Source organism: Nonomuraea dietziae (genome assembly GCF_014195505.1).
GTDB classification, from domain to species: Bacteria; Actinomycetota; Actinomycetes; order Streptosporangiales; family Streptosporangiaceae; genus Nonomuraea; species Nonomuraea roseola.
Map to the genome: position 1 here is coordinate 174,485 of NZ_JACIBV010000001.1, position 18,162 is coordinate 192,646.

18 protein-coding genes and 1 pseudogene are annotated in these 18,162 nt (G+C 69.8%); 11 read left to right on the top strand and 8 right to left on the bottom strand.

Annotated elements, in window-relative coordinates; genetic code table 11:
- Position 1: 1 nt before the first annotated feature.
- Genes FHR33_RS00830 through FHR33_RS00845 form a run of 4 tightly spaced genes read left to right on the top strand, consistent with a single transcriptional unit; the run spans position 2 to position 5,082 of the window.
- On the top strand, positions 2-280 hold the full coding sequence (locus tag FHR33_RS00830) for a sarcosine oxidase subunit delta (protein ID WP_183642107.1): 279 nt from the start codon (positions 2-4) through the stop codon (positions 278-280).
- Positions 277-3,153 (top strand): 2Fe-2S iron-sulfur cluster-binding protein, encoded by a 2,877-nt coding sequence (locus FHR33_RS00835; protein WP_183642110.1) that lies wholly within the window; start codon positions 277-279, stop codon positions 3,151-3,153. The genes FHR33_RS00830 and FHR33_RS00835 overlap by 4 nt, the downstream gene beginning before the upstream one ends.
- Positions 3,146-3,709 carry a sarcosine oxidase subunit gamma gene (locus FHR33_RS00840; protein WP_183642113.1) on the top strand — a complete coding sequence of 188 codons (564 nt, stop codon included), beginning with the start codon at positions 3,146-3,148 and terminating at the stop codon, positions 3,707-3,709. Before FHR33_RS00835 ends, FHR33_RS00840 begins: the two co-directional genes overlap by 8 nt.
- Positions 3,706-5,082: an L-serine ammonia-lyase gene (locus FHR33_RS00845; RefSeq protein WP_183642115.1), complete on the top strand. Its 1,377-nt coding sequence runs from the start codon at positions 3,706-3,708 to the stop codon at positions 5,080-5,082. The genes FHR33_RS00840 and FHR33_RS00845 overlap by 4 nt, the downstream gene beginning before the upstream one ends.
- 181 nt (positions 5,083-5,263) lie before the next feature.
- On the opposite strand, the gene FHR33_RS00850 is transcribed toward FHR33_RS00845, so the two are convergent.
- On the bottom strand, positions 5,264-6,097 hold the full coding sequence (locus FHR33_RS00850; protein WP_183642118.1) for a helix-turn-helix transcriptional regulator: 834 nt from the start codon (positions 6,095-6,097) through the stop codon (positions 5,264-5,266).
- Between the two features lie 124 nt (positions 6,098-6,221).
- Between FHR33_RS00850 and FHR33_RS00855 the strand changes: the two genes are divergently transcribed.
- From FHR33_RS00855 to folE, 3 genes are all read left to right on the top strand, one after another.
- Positions 6,222-6,764 (top strand): DUF2231 domain-containing protein, encoded by a 543-nt coding sequence (locus tag FHR33_RS00855; RefSeq protein ID WP_183642121.1) that lies wholly within the window; start codon positions 6,222-6,224, stop codon positions 6,762-6,764.
- A 66-nt stretch (positions 6,765-6,830) separates the two neighbouring features.
- Positions 6,831-7,049 (top strand): hypothetical protein, encoded by a 219-nt coding sequence (locus FHR33_RS00860; RefSeq protein WP_183642124.1) that lies wholly within the window; start codon positions 6,831-6,833, stop codon positions 7,047-7,049.
- A gap of 1 nt (position 7,050) precedes the next feature.
- A complete protein-coding gene (gene folE, locus FHR33_RS00865; RefSeq protein WP_183642126.1) occupies positions 7,051-7,704 on the top strand; it encodes a GTP cyclohydrolase I in 654 nt (217 codons plus the stop codon).
- 139 nt (positions 7,705-7,843) lie between these two features.
- On the opposite strand, the gene FHR33_RS00870 is transcribed toward folE, so the two are convergent.
- Together FHR33_RS00870 and FHR33_RS52355 are read right to left on the bottom strand one after the other, a co-directional pair.
- Positions 7,844-8,272, bottom strand: a complete 429-nt coding sequence (locus tag FHR33_RS00870; RefSeq protein WP_183642129.1) for a YybH family protein — start codon at positions 8,270-8,272, stop codon at positions 7,844-7,846.
- 273 nt (positions 8,273-8,545) lie between these two features.
- On the bottom strand, positions 8,546-9,832 hold the full coding sequence (locus FHR33_RS52355) for a tetratricopeptide repeat protein (RefSeq protein ID WP_183642132.1): 1,287 nt from the start codon (positions 9,830-9,832) through the stop codon (positions 8,546-8,548).
- A 112-nt stretch (positions 9,833-9,944) separates the two neighbouring features.
- Here FHR33_RS52355 and FHR33_RS00880 point away from each other — a divergent pair, with 112 nt between their 5' ends.
- The 3 genes and pseudogenes from FHR33_RS00880 (at position 9,945) to FHR33_RS49625 (ending at position 12,615) form a co-directional block, all read left to right on the top strand.
- Positions 9,945-10,601 carry a response regulator transcription factor gene (locus FHR33_RS00880; RefSeq protein ID WP_183642135.1) on the top strand — a complete coding sequence of 219 codons (657 nt, stop codon included), beginning with the start codon at positions 9,945-9,947 and terminating at the stop codon, positions 10,599-10,601.
- Complete coding sequence (locus FHR33_RS00885; protein WP_183642138.1) at positions 10,598-11,746, top strand: sensor histidine kinase; 1,149 nt, start codon at positions 10,598-10,600, stop codon at positions 11,744-11,746. The genes FHR33_RS00880 and FHR33_RS00885 overlap by 4 nt, the downstream gene beginning before the upstream one ends.
- A 115-nt stretch (positions 11,747-11,861) precedes the next feature.
- Positions 11,862-12,615: pseudogene (locus FHR33_RS49625) on the top strand (nucleotidyltransferase domain-containing protein).
- On the opposite strand, the gene FHR33_RS00890 reads toward FHR33_RS49625, so the two are convergent.
- Together FHR33_RS00890 and FHR33_RS00895 are read right to left on the bottom strand one after the other, a co-directional pair.
- Positions 12,557-13,375, bottom strand: a complete 819-nt coding sequence (locus tag FHR33_RS00890; RefSeq protein ID WP_183642141.1) for an oxidoreductase — start codon at positions 13,373-13,375, stop codon at positions 12,557-12,559. The pseudogene FHR33_RS49625 and the gene FHR33_RS00890 sit on opposite strands and share 59 nt — an antisense overlap.
- A gap of 43 nt (positions 13,376-13,418) precedes the next feature.
- Positions 13,419-14,093: a TetR/AcrR family transcriptional regulator gene (locus FHR33_RS00895; RefSeq protein ID WP_183642144.1), complete on the bottom strand. Its 675-nt coding sequence runs from the start codon at positions 14,091-14,093 to the stop codon at positions 13,419-13,421.
- 465 nt (positions 14,094-14,558) lie between these two features.
- Here FHR33_RS00895 and FHR33_RS00900 point away from each other — a divergent pair, with 465 nt between their 5' ends.
- The gene (locus tag FHR33_RS00900) at positions 14,559-14,801 is read left to right on the top strand and encodes a hypothetical protein (RefSeq protein WP_183642147.1); all 243 of its coding nucleotides are present in this window, start codon (positions 14,559-14,561) and stop codon (positions 14,799-14,801) included.
- A gap of 245 nt (positions 14,802-15,046) precedes the next feature.
- Here FHR33_RS00900 and FHR33_RS00905 read toward each other — a convergent pair whose 3' ends face one another.
- From FHR33_RS00905 to FHR33_RS00915, 3 genes are all read right to left on the bottom strand, one after another.
- Positions 15,047-15,391 (bottom strand): DUF1349 domain-containing protein, encoded by a 345-nt coding sequence (locus FHR33_RS00905; RefSeq protein ID WP_183642150.1) that lies wholly within the window; start codon positions 15,389-15,391, stop codon positions 15,047-15,049.
- A 424-nt stretch (positions 15,392-15,815) separates the two neighbouring features.
- Complete coding sequence (locus tag FHR33_RS00910; RefSeq protein WP_183642154.1) at positions 15,816-17,165, bottom strand: ABC transporter substrate-binding protein; 1,350 nt, start codon at positions 17,163-17,165, stop codon at positions 15,816-15,818.
- A 56-nt stretch (positions 17,166-17,221) separates the two neighbouring features.
- Positions 17,222-18,034 (bottom strand): carbohydrate ABC transporter permease, encoded by an 813-nt coding sequence (locus tag FHR33_RS00915; RefSeq protein WP_246451548.1) that lies wholly within the window; start codon positions 18,032-18,034, stop codon positions 17,222-17,224.
- Between the last annotated feature and the right edge of the window lie 128 nt (positions 18,035-18,162).

Below are 18,162 nucleotides of genomic sequence, written 5' to 3' on the forward strand. Positions count from 1 at the left end.
GATGCTGCTGATCCCATGCCCATGGTGCGGCCCACGCGAAGAGGCCGAGTTCCATTACGGCGGGCAGGCGCACGTCGCCTATCCGGACGACCCGTCGGCGCTGTCCGACGAGGAGTGGGCCCGCTACCTTTTCTTCAGGGACAACCCCAAGGGTCGCTTCGCCGAGCGCTGGAGCCACTCCGCGGGCTGCCGCCGCTGGTTCAACGCCGTGCGCGACACCGCGACCAACGAGATCCACGCGGTCTACCGGGTGGGCGAAGCAAGGCCGGTGACCTCATGAGGCGCGAGAACGGCGGGCGGATCGACCGCGGCACCACGCTGCGGTTCACCTTCGACGGCAGCGAGTACACCGGCCACCCCGGCGACACCCTCGCCTCGGCGCTGCTGGCCAACGGCGTGCGCCAGGTCGCGACCAGCGTCAAGCTCGGCCGGCCCCGCGGGATCGTCTCGGCAGGAGGGGAGGAGCCCAGCGCGGTCGTGCAGATAGAGGCGCCCTTCCCCGAGCCGATGCTGCCCGCCACCACCGTCGAGCTGTACGAAGGACTGGTCGCGAGCAGCCTTCCAGGACAGGGGAGGCTGGCCACCGAGCCCGACCCCGCCCGCTACGACGCCGTCCACGCGCACTGCGACGTCCTGGTCGTCGGCGCGGGCCCCGCAGGCCTGGCCGCCGCCAGGGCGGCGGCCGGCACGGGCGCGCGGGTGATCCTCGCCGACGAGCGCTCCGAGCCCGGCGGCAGCCTGCTCGGCACCCACGAGACCATCACGGAGTCCGAGCCCGACGACGTGCTGGGGCCGCAGGAGGTGATGCCCGGCGCCGAGTGGGCCGCGGCGACCACCGCGCTGCTGGACGGCCTGCCCGAGGTGAGGGTGCTGCGCAGGACCACCGTGATCGGCTACTACGACGACAACTACGTCGTCGCCGTCGAGCGGCGAACCAACCACCTGGGGGCCGCCGCGCCCGCCGACGTGGCTCGCGAACGTGTCTGGCGGATCCGCGCCAAGCGCGTCGTGCTGGCCACCGGCGCGCACGAGCGGTCAATCGCCTTCGCCGGCAACGACCTGCCCGGCGTGATGCTGGCCGGCTCGGCCCGCGCCTACGCCAACAGGTACGGCGTGCTGCCGGGCGAGCGAGCCGTGGTCTTCACCGCCAACGACAGCGCCTACGCCGCCGCGTTCGACCTCGCCGACGCGGGCGCCGAGATCGCCGCCATCGTCGACGTCAGGCCCGCGCCCGGAGCGGCATGCGCGGCCGGCGCGCGCGAGCGCGGCATCGAGGTGCTGACAGGACACGTGGTGACCGCCGCGCAGGGTGACGGGCAGCTCTCCTCCGTCCTGGCCGGCCGGCTCCGGCCGGAGGCCGAGGCCGCGGTGGGGGAGCGCGAGCTCGCCGCCGACCTCCTGCTCGTGTCGGGCGGCTGGAACCCGGTCGTGCACCTGTTCAGCCAGGCGGGCGGCACGCTCCGCTACGACGAGGCGCTCGGCACGATCGTGCCCGTCGCCTGCCGCCAGGCCGTCGAGGCGGCGGGAGCGGCGAAGGGCGTGTTCACGCTGACCGGCTGCCTGGCCGACGGCGCCGAAGCGGGCCACCGCGCGCTGGAGGCGGCGCTCGGCACGGCCGTGAGCGAGCGGTACACCCCGCCACGCGCCACCACGGAGACGCCGACGGCACCTGGCACGGCCTTCTGGCTGGTCCCCGCGACCGACTACGGCGCCCACTTCGTCGACCCGCAGCGAGACGTGACGGTGGCCGACGTGCTGAGGGCGACGGGAGCGGGCCTGCGCTCCGTCGAGCACATCAAGCGCTACACGACCGCCGGCACCGCCCACGACCAGGGCAAGACCTCGGGCCTGCTCACCACGGCCATCGTGGCGCACGCCCTCGGCGCCTCCGTGGGCGAGCTCGGCAGCACCACCTTCCGCGCGCCGTACGCGCCGGTGAGCTTCGCCGCACTGGCGGGCAGGGACCGTGGCAGCCTGCACGACCCGGTCAGGGTGACCGCGCTGCACGAGTGGCACGTCGCCAACGGCGCGCTGTTCGAGAACGTCGGACAGTGGAAGCGCCCGTGGTACTACCCGCGCGAGGGCGAGGACATGGAGGCGGCCGTCCTGCGTGAGTGCGCGGCCGCCCGCCAGGGCGTCGCGGCCATGGACGCCTCCACGCTCGGCAAGATCGACGTGATCGGCCCCGACGCGGCCGAGCTCCTCGACAGGCTCTACACCAACCTGATGAGCTCGCTGGCCGTCGGCGCGATCCGCTACGGCGTGATGTGCAGGCCCGACGGGATGGTCTTCGACGACGGCACCGTCATCAGGCTGGCCGAGGACCACTTCCTGGTCACCACGACGACCGGCAACGCGGCGGCCGTCCTCGACTGGATGGAGGAGTGGCTGCAGACCGAGTGGCCCACGCTGCGCGTGCACTGCACGTCGGTCACCGAGCAGTGGGCCACCGTCGCGCTGGTCGGGCCAGGCTCGCGTGAGGTGCTGGCCGGGCTCGCCCCCGACCTGGCGGTGAGCGCCGCCGACTTCCCCTTCATGACCTGGAGGGAGGCCGAGATCGCGGGCCTTCCCGCGCGGGTGTGCAGGATCAGCTTCTCCGGCGAGCTGGCCTACGAGATCAACGTGACCTCGTGGGACGGCCTCCGCCTGTGGACCGCGATCATGGACACCGGGCTCGTCACACCGTACGGGACCGAGACCATGCACGTCCTTCGCGCCGAGAAGGGGTACCCGATCGTCGGGCAGGACACCGACGGCACGGTCACCCCCCAGGACCTGGGCATGGCCTGGGTGGTGTCGAAGAAGAAGCCCGACTTCGTCGGCAAGCGCTCCTTCGCGCGCGCCGACACCGCCAGGGCCGACCGCAAGCAGCTCGTGGGATTGCTGCCCGAGGACCCGGGGTTCCTGCTGCCCGAGGGCGCGCACCTGGTGGCCGGCGCCGAGCTGCCCGAGCCGCCCGTGCCCACGCTCGGCCACGTGACCTCCAGCTACCGCAGCGCCGCCCTCGGCCGCACGTTCGCGCTCGCCCTGGTCAGCGGCGGGCAGGGCCGGGCGGGCGCGCGGCTCTACGCGCCTGTCGGCGGGGTGCTCGTCCCCGTCACCGTCACCTCCCATGTCCTGTACGACCCGGAAGGAGCACGCCGCGATGGCTGAACGCAGGAGCCCGGCCGCCGCCTTCGCCGGCCGGTTCGAGACCGCCTCGGCGAGCGGAGCGCTCCGCCTCGCGGAGCTTCCCTTCCTCACGCAGCTCAACGTGCGCGTGGACCCGGCGAGCCTGGCCGCCGACGAGGTCGCGGGCGTCCTGGGCGCGCCGCTTCCCACCGAGCCTGGCACCGCCGTGCGCTCGGGCGAGCTGACCGTGGCCTGGCTCGGCCCCGACGAGTGGCTGGTGATCGCTCCTGAGGGGTTCAGGTACGAGCTCCTGCGCAAGGCCGTGGCCGACGGGCGCGGGTCGGTGGTGGACGTGTCCGCTCAACGCACCACGCTGCTGGTCGCGGGGCCGCGGGCGCGCGACGTGCTGGCCCACGGCTGCGCCCTCGACCTGCACCCGAGCGTCTTCGGGCCCGGCCGGTGCGCGCAGACCACGCTGGCGCGCACCCAGGTCGTGCTGCTTCCCCAGCAGGACGGGTTTCTCGTGCTCGTTCGTTCCTCCTTCGCCGCCTACCTCGCCGCATGGCTGCTCGACGCGGCGACGGAACACCTGCTATGAGCATCGGCGTCTTCGACCTGTTCAAGATCGGTATCGGTCCGTCGAGCTCCCACACCGGCGGCCCGATGGCCGCCGCGCACAAGTTCGCCCGCGGCCTGCAGGCCGACGGGCTGCTGGAGCCGACCGCTCGCGTCGAGGCCATCCTGTACGGCTCGCTCGGCCTGACCGGCAAGGGTCACGGCAGCGACAAGGCCGTGCTGCTCGGCCTGTCGGGCGAAAAGCCGGAACTCGTCGACGTCGACACCGTCGACGCCCGCCTGGCCCAGATGCGCGAGGCCGGACGCATCAAGCTGTTCGGCGAGCACGAGATCCCGTTCGTCGTCGGCGAGGACCTGATCTTCGAGCGGAAGATCTCGCTGCCCGAACACCCCAACGGCATGCGTTTCACCGCCTTGTCCAACTCCGGGCAGAAACTGCGCGAGAAGGTCTACTTCTCCGTCGGCGGCGGTTTCGTCGTCGACGAGAACGCCACAGGGGCCGATCGCATCAAGCCGGACGACACCGTGCTGCCGCACCCGTTCACCAGCGCCGAGGAGCTGCTCAAGCACTGCTCCAACACCGGCCTGTCGATCTCGGGGCTGATGCTGGAGAACGAGAAGGCCTTCGGCCGCACCGAGCAGGAGATCCGCGAGCAGATCCTGACGTTGTGGCGGGTGATGTCGGAGTGCGTGCGGCGCGGCATCGGCAAGGAGGGCGTGCTGCCCGGCGGGCTGCGCGTCAAGCGCCGCGCCCACCAGCTGCACCGCAAGCTGCAGGCCGAGTCGGCCGAGCGTGACCCGCTGCACGCGATGGACTGGGTCGGCCTGTACGCCCTGGCCGTCAACGAGGAGAACGCCGCGGGCGGCCGTATCGTCACCGCGCCCACCAACGGCGCGGCCGGCATCATCCCGGCCGTCATGACCTACTGCGCCAAGTTCGTGCCCGGCTTCGACGACGACGGCGTGGTGCGGTTCCTGCTCACCGCCGCGGCGATCGGTGTGCTGTTCAAGGAGAACGCCTCCATCTCCGGTGCCGAGGTCGGCTGTCAGGGCGAGGTCGGCTCGGCCTGCTCGATGGCGGCGGCCGGGCTGACGGAGGTGCTGGGCGGCACCCCCGCGCAGGTGGAGAACGCCGCGGAGATCGGCATCGAGCACAATCTCGGCCTGACCTGCGATCCGATCGGCGGGCTGGTGCAGATCCCGTGCATCGAGCGCAACGCGGTGGCCTCGATCAAGGCGATCGCGGCGGCGCGTATCGCGATGCGCGGCGACGGCCAGCATTTCGTGTCGCTGGACAAGGCCATCAAGACGATGCGCGACACCGGGCGCGACATGCTCGACAAGTACAAGGAGACCTCACGCGGCGGCCTGGCCGTCAACGTCATCGAATGCTGACAGCGGGCATCGCTGTCGTGGGCCCGCATGGTGAGGTCGGCTCGTCGGGCACCACGGCCGACCGTTTCCAGAAGGCGACAGTCGGAGGTGATGCCGCCGCCGGCGAGCCGCTCCTGTTCACACGGTCGAGCCGGACCACTACGCCCCTGGCGCCGGCCGATCCAGGTTCTCGCTCATGAGTTCACGCGTTCGGCGTGCTGCCAAGGTCGTCCATAGGTGGGGTGGCGTGCTCCTTCGCGCAGCTGCCGGCCGAGTCGGTGGCGGGATCGGCGGTGTTGTGACCGCCGGATGCGGCGCGCAGCTCGACGCAGCATCGGCCAGGGCGGGGAGCCAGGATCGCATGGATGCCGGCGGCCTGAAGTCCGGTGAGGAAACCCGCGACAAAGGCGTGGTTGATCCCGCACACCAGCTCGGGGGATCGGGCGGCGAGGGGGTGGAAGGGGCAGTTGAGCAGCCGCAGCTCGGTCGGGGCGTGGCGGTGCGGCTCGAAGCCGTGCTGCTCCAGCATGGTCTCGCTGAGCGTGAGGGAACGTTCGGGTCCCAGGCGGCCGGGACGGGCGTGGGCGCGCGTTCGTGCTCCCAGTTCCTCGCCCCGGTGGCGGGCCGTGCGCAGCGCGGCGGAGCGCGCGTCCTCGCCAGGTTGCTCGGTGAGGACCGCGTCGATGAGGATCTCCGCGAGGACGTCGTGGTGGCGCTCGGGGATGCTGATGCGGATGTCGGTGTCGGCCGGCTCGTAGACCTTGGGCTTGCGGCCGACCTTGCGTACGCCGCCCGGGCTGTCATAGCGGGAGCGCAGCAGCCCGCCGGCGACGAGCTTGTCCAGGTGGAAGGCGGCCAGTTTGGCCGAGATCCCGGCGTCGCCGGCCGCCTCCTCCCGGGTCACAGGTCGGCGGGCACGCCGTACGAAGCCGTACAACCGCCGGCGCAGATCATCTCCGAGAACCAGGATCGCGTCGACGCTCGCAGCGGCGGAGGGCCGGGGCTGAGGCGAAGCCGGACTCGGGTCAGGGCTCATATCTCAAGAGTACCGCTAATCCAGAACGTCGTAACTCCAATCGGCCTCGTGTTTCAGCTGCTCCGCTTGACCCCTTTCCGAATAAGTCCAATACTGGTTGGTGAAACTCTCAGGAGGACGCGCCATGACCAGGGATCTCCAGCAGCAGGCCAAACGGCCGGTCAGCGCCATGCTCGCCGGCCCTTACGGACACCCGTTCCATCCCATCCTGGTCACCGTGCCGATCGGGGCATGGGTGGCCAGCCTCGTCTTCGACGTCGCCTCCCATCTCGTGGACGACCCGGACTTCCTGGCCAGGGGAGCCAGGTGGTTGATCGCCGTGGGGGTGATCGGCGCCCTGGCCGCTGCGCTGGTGGGCGTGCTGGACCTGCTCGCCATCCCCACCGGCACCCGCGCCTTTCGCGTCGCCCTCGTCCACATGACGCTGAACCTGCTGGTGACCGTCGCCTACGCGGGCAACTTCCTGTGGCGGCAGGCCGGAGGGGAACCGTCCGGCAGCGTCGGCACGGGCCAGCTCGCCTTCGGCGCCGTGAGCCTGGCCGTCCTCGGCGTATCGGGATATCTGGGCGGCAAGCTCGCCTACCACTACGGCGTGCGTGTCTCGGACGAGGCGACGCAGGGCGAGGGCTTCGTCTCTGTCCAGCGACGGTCCGGCCGCACCGGCTGATCACGACCGTCGCCGCCGTCGGGCGCATCCGCACCCGGCCCTCCGCCCACACCAAGGAGTTCTCCTATGGACATCGCCGCACCGATCACCTGGGTGATCATCGCTCTCGGCGGTTTCTCCATGCTCGGCATCTGGATCGCACGCGGCGGCGCCCGAGGCGGTGCCAGCCGTCTGCCCGTACCGGCTGAACGGCCCTTCCCCGTGCCGGTGGCCGCGGGGCACGGCCTGGCCGCCGTCGGGACCGTGGTCCTGGTCCTGCTCACCGCGCTCGGCCTCGGTGGCTGACATGACTCAGCACCCTCCCGCCGCTGCCCATGTCGCCCCCGACGCCTCCCGCGCGCCGAAATCGGCACACGCAGGACTGCACGTCGTCCATGACGCCACGGAGACGGACCTGGTGGCCGCCGAGCTCGCCGCCGGACAGTTCCTACGCGCCCTCGGCATCAGCACCGAGTCCGAGAGCACGCGCGGCACCCCCGGCCGGATGGCGCGCGCCTACGCCGAACTGTTCAGTCCCCGGCCGTTCGCGCTGACCACCTTCCCCAACGACGAGGGATACGACGAACTGGTCCTCGCCCGCAACATCCCGCTGCGATCCGTCTGCGAACACCATCTCCTGCCGTTCGTCGGGACCGCCCATATCGGCTACCTCCCCGGACGCCGGATCCTGGGCCTGTCGAAACTCGCCCGCGTCCTGGAGCACTTCGCCTGCCGCCCGCAGGTACAAGAGCGCCTCACCAAACAGGTGGCCGACTGGCTCCATGCGCAGTTGGATCCCCAGGGCGTCGGCGTCGTGATCCAGGCCGAGCACACCTGCATGACCTTGCGCGGCGTCCAAGCCATCGGCACCACCACCACGACCTCGACCCTGCTGGGGCTCCTGCGCACCGACGCCCGATCACGCAGCGAGTTCCTCGCCTTGGCCGGCCCGCCCCGCTGACTGAGGCGTCGTCGGAGATCGGCCTGGAGGACGCCGCGGTGGCGCGCAAGGAGCCGGAGTCGCCGCCCTCGGATCGGGATCACCTCGGAGCCGAGAATCGTCCGCGGGCGGCAACGCCGGCTGTCCTTCTCGGTTCGGCTCACATGTCCGGAGGGAACCAGGCTTGCAGGTTCTCCGGGTTGATCGGCAGTGAGATGTGTTCGTGCGTGATCAACCACTTGCCGCCTGACCGCTGGCAGCAGACGGTCGAACGTACCCAGATCGCACTCTGAAGACCGTTCGTGCGCTTTCCGGAGTCCAGGTGAAGCATGTGCGCGAACGCGACGTCTCCACTCGTCGCAATGGTCAGGTCGCGCGTTTCCAGGCTGATGGGGCCGTCGTATCCATCGAACCACCGCACAAAGTTACGGCGAACTTCTTCGGCTCCCACAAACTGGAGAGGGGCCACAGCATCGTAATAAACGATGTCGGAAGAATAATGCGACATGAGCCGATCGATGTCCTTTGCCTGGCTGACATCGACTCGGCTCTCCAAGAGCGCCCTGACGTCGGAATCGTTCGAAGTCATCGCTTTCTCCGTTCAAGAAGGCTGACCGCCTGGCGACGGTCTCTGTGGTTTCACAGAGTCCGACGACGCAGCTCCCTGGAATGTGAGGTGCCAGGACGGCTTCGCCGGCGTTGCTGCTGGACCAGGCGGCGCGTCCGGTCTTGAGCGCCGACGTCCGAACCGGCGGCGGTCTGGGTTCCGGTGCCGGTGGCGCGGGCGCAGGCGATCAGGACGTTCTGCCCCTCGATCTCCAACGGCCGCGAAAGCCGTGCGCACCCGGCCTGTCGAGGCGCTTCACGCTATGTAGAGGTGCATGCGCGCGTAGTCGAAGGTGATGGCGAACGGTTTGAAGAACAGGTGGCTGACGTTCGCGATGGCGTCGAACCCGAACCGCTCGGACTGTCCTGGACCGGGGCCGCCCGGTCCGGCCCAGCCACGGACGTCGCGCCCGACCGCGCTGCCGAGGCTGATCCTGTCGGCGGTGATCGGATAGCGTCCGCTGCCCGGCGGGAACTGCGGCTGGTCGTAGTCCACCTCGATGCCCGCCCGCTCGGCGATCTCGATCGTGGTGTTGAACCCCTGGTTCAGGCCGCCCGTGTCGACGGTGACGATCCGTGGCCCGTAGTCGCGCAGGCTGCCCATGGTGCAGGGGAAGTGGTCGCCGGCCAGCCACAGGGGCAGCTTGTCGAACCGGGAGCGCGCGAGCCCCTCCCGGAACTTCCTGAACTGCGCCTCGGTCCTGCGGCGAAGCACCAGGGCCTTGCCCGCGTAGTCCATGGTGGTCAGGAAGTGGTAGAACGTCGTCGTCCCGATCACCCCCGCCGGTTGTGACCCGTCCGGCAACGGCGGCATCGACGGGCCGGCGCCGTCCCCCCAGCCGACAGGGACGTTGCGCAGTTCGACGTCCCCCAACCGGAACGAGGGCAGAACACCCAGATATCCGGTGATGGGTGTGTCGCCGACCTGTCCCGTCGTCGTGGCGACCGCACGAAGGCCAGCCTCCTCCGCCACCTCCTTCGACACGCCGAGGGTCCCGTAGGTGTCGAGGAGGAACCGCTTGGGGCTTCCGCCGTTGATCGAGGCCTCGACAGTGGGCAGGGGCTCCAGGCCTGTCATGGGTATCCGCGTGCTCTGGGCGCCGTGCACCTGCCAGGGTGCGCCGCCCAGGTGCGAGTACAGCTGGGCGAACGCCTCGTCGTTCGGCCTGCCGGTCTGCCTCAGCAGGGGGATGGCACGGGGATGACGATCCTGGCGCACGTAACACTCCGCGAGCCGTTGCTTCGCGGCGATGTCGCTCGGGGCCAGGCTGACCGCCCTGGCGAGGAACCTCTCAGCGCTGCCGAACCGGTTGGCCAGCAAGGCGATGTATCCCCGCTGCGCGATGGCGTGGACATTGTCCGGATCCTCACGCAGCAGGCGCGCGTAGGCACGATCGGCGCTGTCGAACCGTCCCGCCTTGAAGAGCTGGTCCGCGCTGGATCCTGCCGCAGCGCCGCCGTTCAGCCCGGATCCCCATATCGGTAGAGCCGCGAGCGTCAGCCCGGCCCCTTGCAGAAACCCACGTCTGTCGATGTTCTTCACCGCACACTCCTTGGCTGTCTCCGGTGATCGCCCTTTCTACGGGCCGATGTGGATCGGGAAGCGATCGCAGGGCCATACAAGATCCATATGGTGGGGAAGGGATACTGACGGGATGCGGGTCCTGCTGGTTGAGGATGAGCAGCCCCTGGCCAAGTACATCGCGGCTGGGCTGCGCAAGCACGGCTTCGCCGTCGACCTCGCCTTCGACGGGCGGGCGGCCCTGGACAAGTGCGAGGTCACACCGTACGACGTCGTCGTGCTCGACCGGGACCTGCCCGTGGTGCACGGCGACGCCGTGTGCCGGCACCTGGCCGAGCAGGGCAGGGCGCGCATCCTCATGCTGACCGCCTCCTGCGAGGTCGCCGACCGCGTCGACGGGCTCACCCTGGGCGCCGACGACTATCTCGGCAAGCCGTTCGCCTTCTCCGAGCTGATCGCCCGCATCGGCGCGCTGATCCGGCGCAGCGCCCCCGCCCGCCCGCCGGTGCTGCGCGCCTCCGACGTCGTCCTCGACCCCGCGCGCCGCACCGCCGAGCGCGCCGGCCGGCTGCTGGCCCTGACCCCGAAGGAGTTCGGCGTGCTCGAACAGCTGCTGACCGCCGGCGGCGACGTCGTCAGCGCCGAGAGACTGCTGGACAAGGTGTGGGACGAGCATGCCGACCCGTTCACCAACGCGGTCAGGATCACCGTCGGCACGCTGCGCCGCAAACTCGGCGAGCCGCCGCTCATCGAGACCCTGACCTCCGCCGGATACCGGATCCGGGCATGACCGCACGCGGCCGGCTCGCCGCTCTCTACACCGCTCTGGTGCTGGCCGCCGGAATCATCCTGACCTGTCTGACCTATTTCCTGATGCGGCGCAACCTGGGGCGCAGGTTGTCGCTCAACCTCATCGGCACCTCCACCGTCCCCGACCAGGCCTCGACGGCGGAGCGGCAGCTCTGGCAGCTCGCCGGGCAGTTGGAGGCGGCCGCCTACTCGGAGTTCCTGACCCAGGCGCTGATCTCGCTCGCGGTGGTGACAGGACTGGCCGCCGCGCTCGGATGGCTGGTCGCCGGGCGGGTGCTGCGGCCGATCCGCGCCATCTCGGCCACCGCGCAGCGCCTGTCGGCCGAGAACCTGTCCGAGCGGGTGCCGGTCACCAGCCCCGCCGACGAGCTCGCCACCCTGGCCCACACCATCAACGGCATGCTCGACCGCATCCAGACGGGCCTGGCCGACCGAGACCGGGCGCTGGAAAGCCAGCGGATGTTCACAGCCAACGCCGCCCACGAGCTCCGCACACCGCTGACCACCATGCGCACCGCCATCGACGTCACCCTCGACGATCAGCCTGGCACGCCGGAACTGCTCGCCATGACCGGCGACATCAGCGCCGCCGTGGACCAGAGCAAGCGCATCCTCGACGGGCTGCTGACGCTGGCCCGCAGCCAGGCAGGCCCGATCAGGCAGCACGACGTGGACCTCGCCGACCTCGTGAGCGGCATCCTCGCCGGTGCCGCCGGCGAGACGACGGCCCGCGACCTCGCCGTGCGGCGCGATCTATGGCCCGCCCGGATCACGGGTGAGCTCGTCCTGCTTGAACGCATGGTCGGCAACCTGATCGACAACGCGGTCCGCTACAACCACGCCGGAGGCTGTATCGAGGTGACCACCGGCGTCACGGGCGGTCTGCCGTTCGCCTGCATCGCCAACACCGGACCGCCCATCACGCCCAGCACGGCGGAAGCCCTGCTGGAGCCGTTCGTGCGCGGCGAGGGCGTCCGCACGGGCCTCGGTCTCGGCCTGTCCATCGTGCGCGGCATCGTCGCCGCGCATCACGGGACGATCTCCATCGTCGCCCGTCCGACCGGCGGCCTGGCCGTCACCCTCCGCTTCCCGGCCTGCGATAAGATCAACTCCATGAAGCGATGACACATGCACCGATCCTCCAGACGCCGTTCGAGCCTTCGCTCCGGCGTCCGCTCAGTGCACCACAGCGCCCGTCCACTTCAGATGATCGGATCTCTCATGTTTCTCGACCGATCGGCTGGCGGCCCTGCCCGGCGTGCGGGCCGTCACTCTCGGCGGCTCACGCGCCCAGGGCACGCACACTCCTGACAGCGACTGGGCCTGGCCGCCTACTACCGGGGCGGCTTCGACCCGGTCGACCTGCGCGCCCTCGGCTGGGAGGGCGAGGTCTCCGACATCGGCGGTTGGGGCGGAGGCGTCTTCAACGGGGGAGCGTGGTTCACGATCGACGACCGGCATGTCGACGTCCACTACCGCGACCTCGACGTCATCGACCACGAACTCGCCGAGGCCCAGGAGGGCCGCTTCCGCTGGGAGCCGCTGATGTTCCATCTGGCGGGCATCCCCAGCTACCTGGTGGTCGCCGAGCTTGCCGTCAATCAGGTGCTCCGCGGCGATCTGCCGCGTCCTGAGTACCGCAGGCGTTGCGTGAGGCGGCCCCGGCGGTGTGGCGCGGCCGGGCGGCCGCGACGCTGCACTACGCCAAGGGCGCTTATGTACGGCGCGGCCAAGCCGCCGAGGTCGCGGGCGCGCTGGCCACCGCCGCCATGAACATGGCGCATGCGGTGCCGGCGGCACGCGGGGGGTGGGTCACCAACGAAAAGCGGCTCTTGCAGCGGGCGGGGCTCCGTGGCATAGACGAGATCCTGACCGGACTGCGACCAGAGCCTGCGAAGGCAGCGGCCAGCGCGGCGACAGCCCACCGCCCGCCTTTCAGCTCGTGGCAGTCATGGCGAGCTTGTCCCACTCGCGGTCGGGCAGGGTCCGGTTGAGCTCCAGCAGCTTGTCGGCCATGTAGCCGACGGCGTAGCGAGCCTCCGGCTTGCCTGCCTCGACGGCCTCGCGGATGACCGCGGCCACGACGTCGGGATCCGAAGCCGGACTGTCCGCGCCGAGTTGCGTCTCGCTCTTGCGCGCCATCGCCTCGGCCATCGCGCCGTAGGCGGTGCCGCCGGAGATCTCCCGCAGGTCCTGCGCGGTGCGGTCCTCGAACTCGGTCCTGATGATGCCGGGCTGGATGATCACCACGTCGATGCCGAACGGCTGGACTTCCATGCGCAGCGTGTCGGAGTAGGCCTCCAGCGCGTGCTTGGTCGCGTAGTACCAGCAGCCGAGCGGCAGCGCGATCTCGCCGCCGATGGACGAAACGTTGACGATCGTGCCCGACCCCTTCTCGCGCATGTACGGCAGGGCCAGCTGGACCAGCCTGGCCGGGGCGAAGACGTTGACCTCGAACTGGTCGCGGGCCATGTTGAGGGGGACGTCTTCGGCGGCACCGTGCAGCACGGTGCCCGCGTTGTTGATCAGGACGTCGATCCGGCCCTGCTCGGCCACGATGGTGTCGATGACGCGCTCCAGATCCGCTGGTTGGCGCATGTCGAGTGGGAGGACCCGCCCGCCGGCCGCGCGGATCGGCGCCATGTGTCCGGTACGGCGGGCCGCGCCGTACACGATGTGACCGGCGCGCAGCAGCTCCAGAGCGGTGGCCTTGCCGATCCCGGACGACGCCCCGGTGACGAGGACTACCTTCATGATCGAACCTCCATATCGGTGCCCGCCGAGTGCGGGAGAATCTCTAGCTCGCTTCGTTGAACGCGGATCTGGCACCCGTGAGCAGGTTGAGGAGGATCGCCTTGCCCGCGGCGAGATCGGCGCCTTCGGCAGGGGGCACGGCGCATTCGATCATCTTCTCCAGCACCGCCAGCACCGCGGCCGAGGACGGGACGTCACCGTTGGCCGGTTCCTGGAACGCGCGCCGGATGGCCGGCGTCAGGGCGTCGAGGATGTAGGCCACCGCCCGCACGTCGACGTCGCGATGGACGGCCCCCGCCTCCCGCATCGCGCGCAGGAAATCGCCGCTCCTGCTGATCTCCGGCAGCCGCTCGAAGACGCTCCCTCGCTTGCGCAGGTACTTGCCGAAGACGTCCTCGGCTCGGGCGACGATGGCGGCCGCCAGCGGCAGCGTCTTCAGGGCCCCCATCATGGCCCGGTAGACGCTCGCCACATCCCCGGCACGGGGGTCGGCCTCCAGGTGCTCGCGCCAGGCGTCGGCGTAGCGGCTCAGCTCGTCGTGCACCACCGCCTCGACCAGCTCGTCCTTGCTCTTGAAGACCAGGTACACCAGCCCGCGGTGGAGGGATACGGCGTCGGCCACGTCCCCCATCGTCAGCTTGTCGTAGCCGATCCGTAGCAGCAGCTCCGCCGTCGCATCGAGGATCGTCCGTTCGCGTACTTGGTCTGCGGTACCCACGGTTGTCAGTTTGACATATTTCGCCAACTTGTCAAAACGCTGCGTCGCGGCCGGTCGAACGGGAGCGTTACGAAGGCGAGGCCGGGCTGGACATCCCCGCGTTTCGCGCCGGGACGAGGGCGGACCTGCCGAACGTCGGGCCTCGCCTGGCATACCTGCCGTGGGAAGGGGTAGCGCCAGGGGCATGCGTCCTAGCGAGCTGCACACGGGCAGGCACGAATCAGCTTATGCGGGCGGTTTTGGGTACGGGTGGCGGTCGAGTCACAGGCGGCTCGAGGTTTTTGGCGGCGCCTTAGCCGTATCAGCCTGAAAAGGCAGCTATGACATTCACGAAATTAGCGTTCCGATAGGACGCTTTTGTCTCCCCTCGAATCACCCTCAGAAAACCGAACTGCCGCCTCATAATAAATGAGCAGGCGGTGGGGCTACGTGTCACACTTCGTCCATAAATCAGGAGGACATGCGATGGGTCTCGATGAATCCACCCGGCAGCTGCAGCTCGCCCTGCACGACGCGCAGGTCGCTTTCGACTGTATTGGGCTCGGTCATCTTGACCGCGCGCACACGCACGTGATCACCGCCAGGGCGGCCATCGACGCCGCCGAGGTCACTCTGCGGCACGCCTTGAGTGAACTGTCGCCGGGCGAGGCGGCACGCGAAGGAGCCCTGGTCATGGACGCGCTCGAAGGACAGGAAGCCGGGCGCTAGGCGACATGCCTTCGGGCGGCCCGCTGCCGCCGGCCCTGCCGAGCCGGGAGCGGGCCGTGCTCGCCGCACGGTCCGCCGCAGCTTCTGGCGCTCTTGATGCGTGCCGGCCCCGGCGAAGACGGTCGCGACGAAACCATGAGCGGCTGTGCTCTGTCCGTCAGGAGGTGGGCGCCGCCTCGTGCGGCCGGCGCAGGGAAGTTCGGAATGCACCCCGCTGAAAGCTTCGAAAGCCACGACCGGTCTGACTACCGGCCGTCGAACAGGTGCTCAAGCCGGCTGTTGGTGAGCTGGACGTTCTCGAAGACGGCTCGGCAACCCTTCCCGATGGGCGACTGTGCTTCCAAGCCGACGCGAACCGGTGCAGGGAAGTCGAGGGTGAACTGCCGTACGAGTTGCCACGCGCGCCCGTCGGAGGAGCAGTGCAACGCGTACCCGCCGTCGAGGCTGCTGATCCGCAGCCACATGCCGACGTCGCCGGCGACCGGCCCGATCGCGTCGTCGGAACGGCCGTTGCGGGTGACGACGGAGAAGATGGTGGGCACCCCGCCGGGCGCGAGCTCATAGTTGACCTTGGGCCCAGGTGTTGTCATCTGCCCAGATCAGGAGGGCGGCGGCGTCCCAGTCAGCGCGGAAGCCGACCTGCAGACGGGCCTGGAGTTGCCAGTCGCCGCTCGGAGAGTGGTGAGTGCCCGGGAGGCGTCGACGGCGGTGGACCAGCCGAACGGGCTGCGGAAGATGTCGGTACGCGGCGCGGCGTCGACGGTCAGGACGCCCGCGTCGTGATTCCAGCTCCGCGGCGGAACGTCCCAGTCATAGGTGGTTCCGGAGAGGGCCAAACGGCGCTGGTGGCTGTGAGCAGACAAGTGTTTCCTCGTTTCGGCACAGTGGCGTCGGCGCGCCTAGGAGCCGGGCCTCGGGCGGCACGGGCGCACGGCTGACGTGCGGCCGGGGTACGGGCGCGGGTCACGGGGTCCTGCCGCCGGCGAACGGCTGGCAGGACCCGGCCGTGGCCGTTCACTGGACGCTGAAGCCCTGGTCCTTGGCGTAGGTGATGGAGGCGTCCTGCCATGCCTTCAGGCCGTCCTGAAGAGTGGTGCCGCCCACGTACGCCTTGCCGACCGTGTCGTTGAAGACGCTGTTGGCGTAGACCTGGTACGGCAGGTACGACCAGCCGTCGACGACCTGGTCGGCCGACCGGGCGAGAACCTGGTTGACCTCCTGCCCGCCGAAGTACGGGAACTTCTTGTCCTGGAAGGCAGGGGCCTCGAGGTGCGCGGAGGTGGCGGGGAACGCGCCGCCGTCCACGCGGGTCTGCACGCCCTCGTCGACGTTGGCGTACTTGATGAAGGCGTAGGCGAGCGCCTTGTTGGTGCTGGCCTCGGGGATCGCGAGCGAGCTGCCGCCGTTCTCCGCGCTGGCCGCGCCGCCGGCCTCCCACTGCGGCATGGGGGCGACCCGCCACTTGCCGGAACCGGCCTTGACGCCGGATTCGAGGTTGGCCGGCATCCAGGCGCCGATGATGAGGGTGGCGATGGAGCCGTCGCCGAGTCCCTTGTACCAGGCGTCGCTCCAGGCGGTGATCGGCGCGACGAGCTTCTCGCTGACGAGCTGCTGCCAGGCGGTGGTGAACTTCCGCGTGCCGGGGTCGGTGAAGTCGACACGGACCTTGGCTCCGTCGACCTGGTACGGCTTGCCGCCGGCCTGCCAGATCATGCTGGTCGTGAAGCCGGCGTCGCCGGTGTCGTTGGTGATGTACGCCTTGGGGTCGGCGGCGTGCAGCTTCCTGGCCGCGGCGATGTACTCCTCCCAGGTGGCCGGGACGGCGATCTTGTGCTTGTCGAAGACCTCCTTGTTGTAGAAGAGGGCCATGGGGCCGGAGTCCATCGGCAGGCCGTAGACGCCGTTGCCCGATCGGACGGAGTTCCACGGTCCGGGGGTGAAGGTGCCGTCGAGCTTGTCGGCGCCGAAAGCCGTCAGATCGGCCACCGACTTGCTGAGCGCGAACTGCGGCAGGGCGTAGTACTCGATCTGGGCGACGTCGGGGACACCCGATCCGGCCTTGATCGCGTTCTGCAGCGCGGTGTACTGGTCCTTGTTGGTGCCGGAGTTGACCAGATTGACCTTCACTTTCGGGTACTTGGCCTGGAAGCCGCTGACCACCTGCTTCAGCGTCGGCTCCCAGGCCGAGACCGTGATGGTGCCACCGGCGTCCAGCGCGGCCTGGAGGTCGGTGTCGGACATGGCCGCGCTCCGGGTGGCGGCGGCCTCGGTGCCACCCTGGCCGGAGGAGCCGCAGGCGGTGGCGACCAGCGATACCGCCAGTGCGCCCGCCAGCAGGAGGGCGTGGCGACGGGTTGTGTTCATGGTGTCTCTTTCCTGGGTGTTCCTGGAACCGATCGGCAGTACGGCCCGGCGTCGCCCTACTCCTTGACGCTTCCGGCGGTCAGGCCCGACTGCCAGTACCGCTGGAGCAGCAGGAACGCCGCGATCAGCGGAAGGATGGTGAGCAGCGAGCCGGTGATCACGAGGTTGAAGATCGCCTCTCCACCGGCGGTGGACGCCTGGTCGTTCCAGGTGTCGAGGCCCAGCGTGAGCGGATACCAGTCCGGGTCCCTCAGCATGATCAGCGGCAGGAAGTAGTTGTTCCAGGTCGCGACGACGGTGAACAGCAGCACCGTGACGACGCCTGGCGCCAGCAGCGGCAGGCTGATGCGGAAGAACGTCTGGAACTCGCGAGCCCCGTCCACGCGCGCCGACTCGAGGATCTCGTCGGGCACGGCGTCGGTGGCGTACGTCCACATGAGGTAGAGGCCGAACGGCGAGATCAGCGACGGGATGATGATCGCCCACGGGGTGTTCGTCAGTCCCATGGTGGAGAACATCAGGAACGTCGGGACGGCCAGCGCGGTGCCGGGCACCGCGACCGCCCCGATGACGATCGCGAACACCGCCTTCTTGCCGGGGAAGTCAAACTTGGCCAGGCCGTAGCCGGCGACCGTCGCGAGCAGCGTCGCGCCGCCCGCGCCGAGGACCACATAGAGCAGAGTGTTGAGCAGCCAGCGGCTGAAGACGCCGTCGTCGTAGGTGAAGGTGTCGGCGAGATTGCGGAACAGGGCGAAGTCGGCGTCGAACCACAGGCCGAACGAGCGGAGCAGCCCCTGTTGCGTCTTGGTGGCGTTGATCGCCAGCCAGACGAGCGGGAGCAGCGTGTACACCAGCATGATCGCGCTCATGACGGTCAACGTGACGCTGCGGCGATTGCGCCGTGGCGGGCGCCGGTGGCCGCGTCGGATCACCAGCGGGCCGGCCGCAGCGCCCGCGCGAGCGGGAGAGCGAGGCTTGCGGGCGGTTGCCGGGGTGG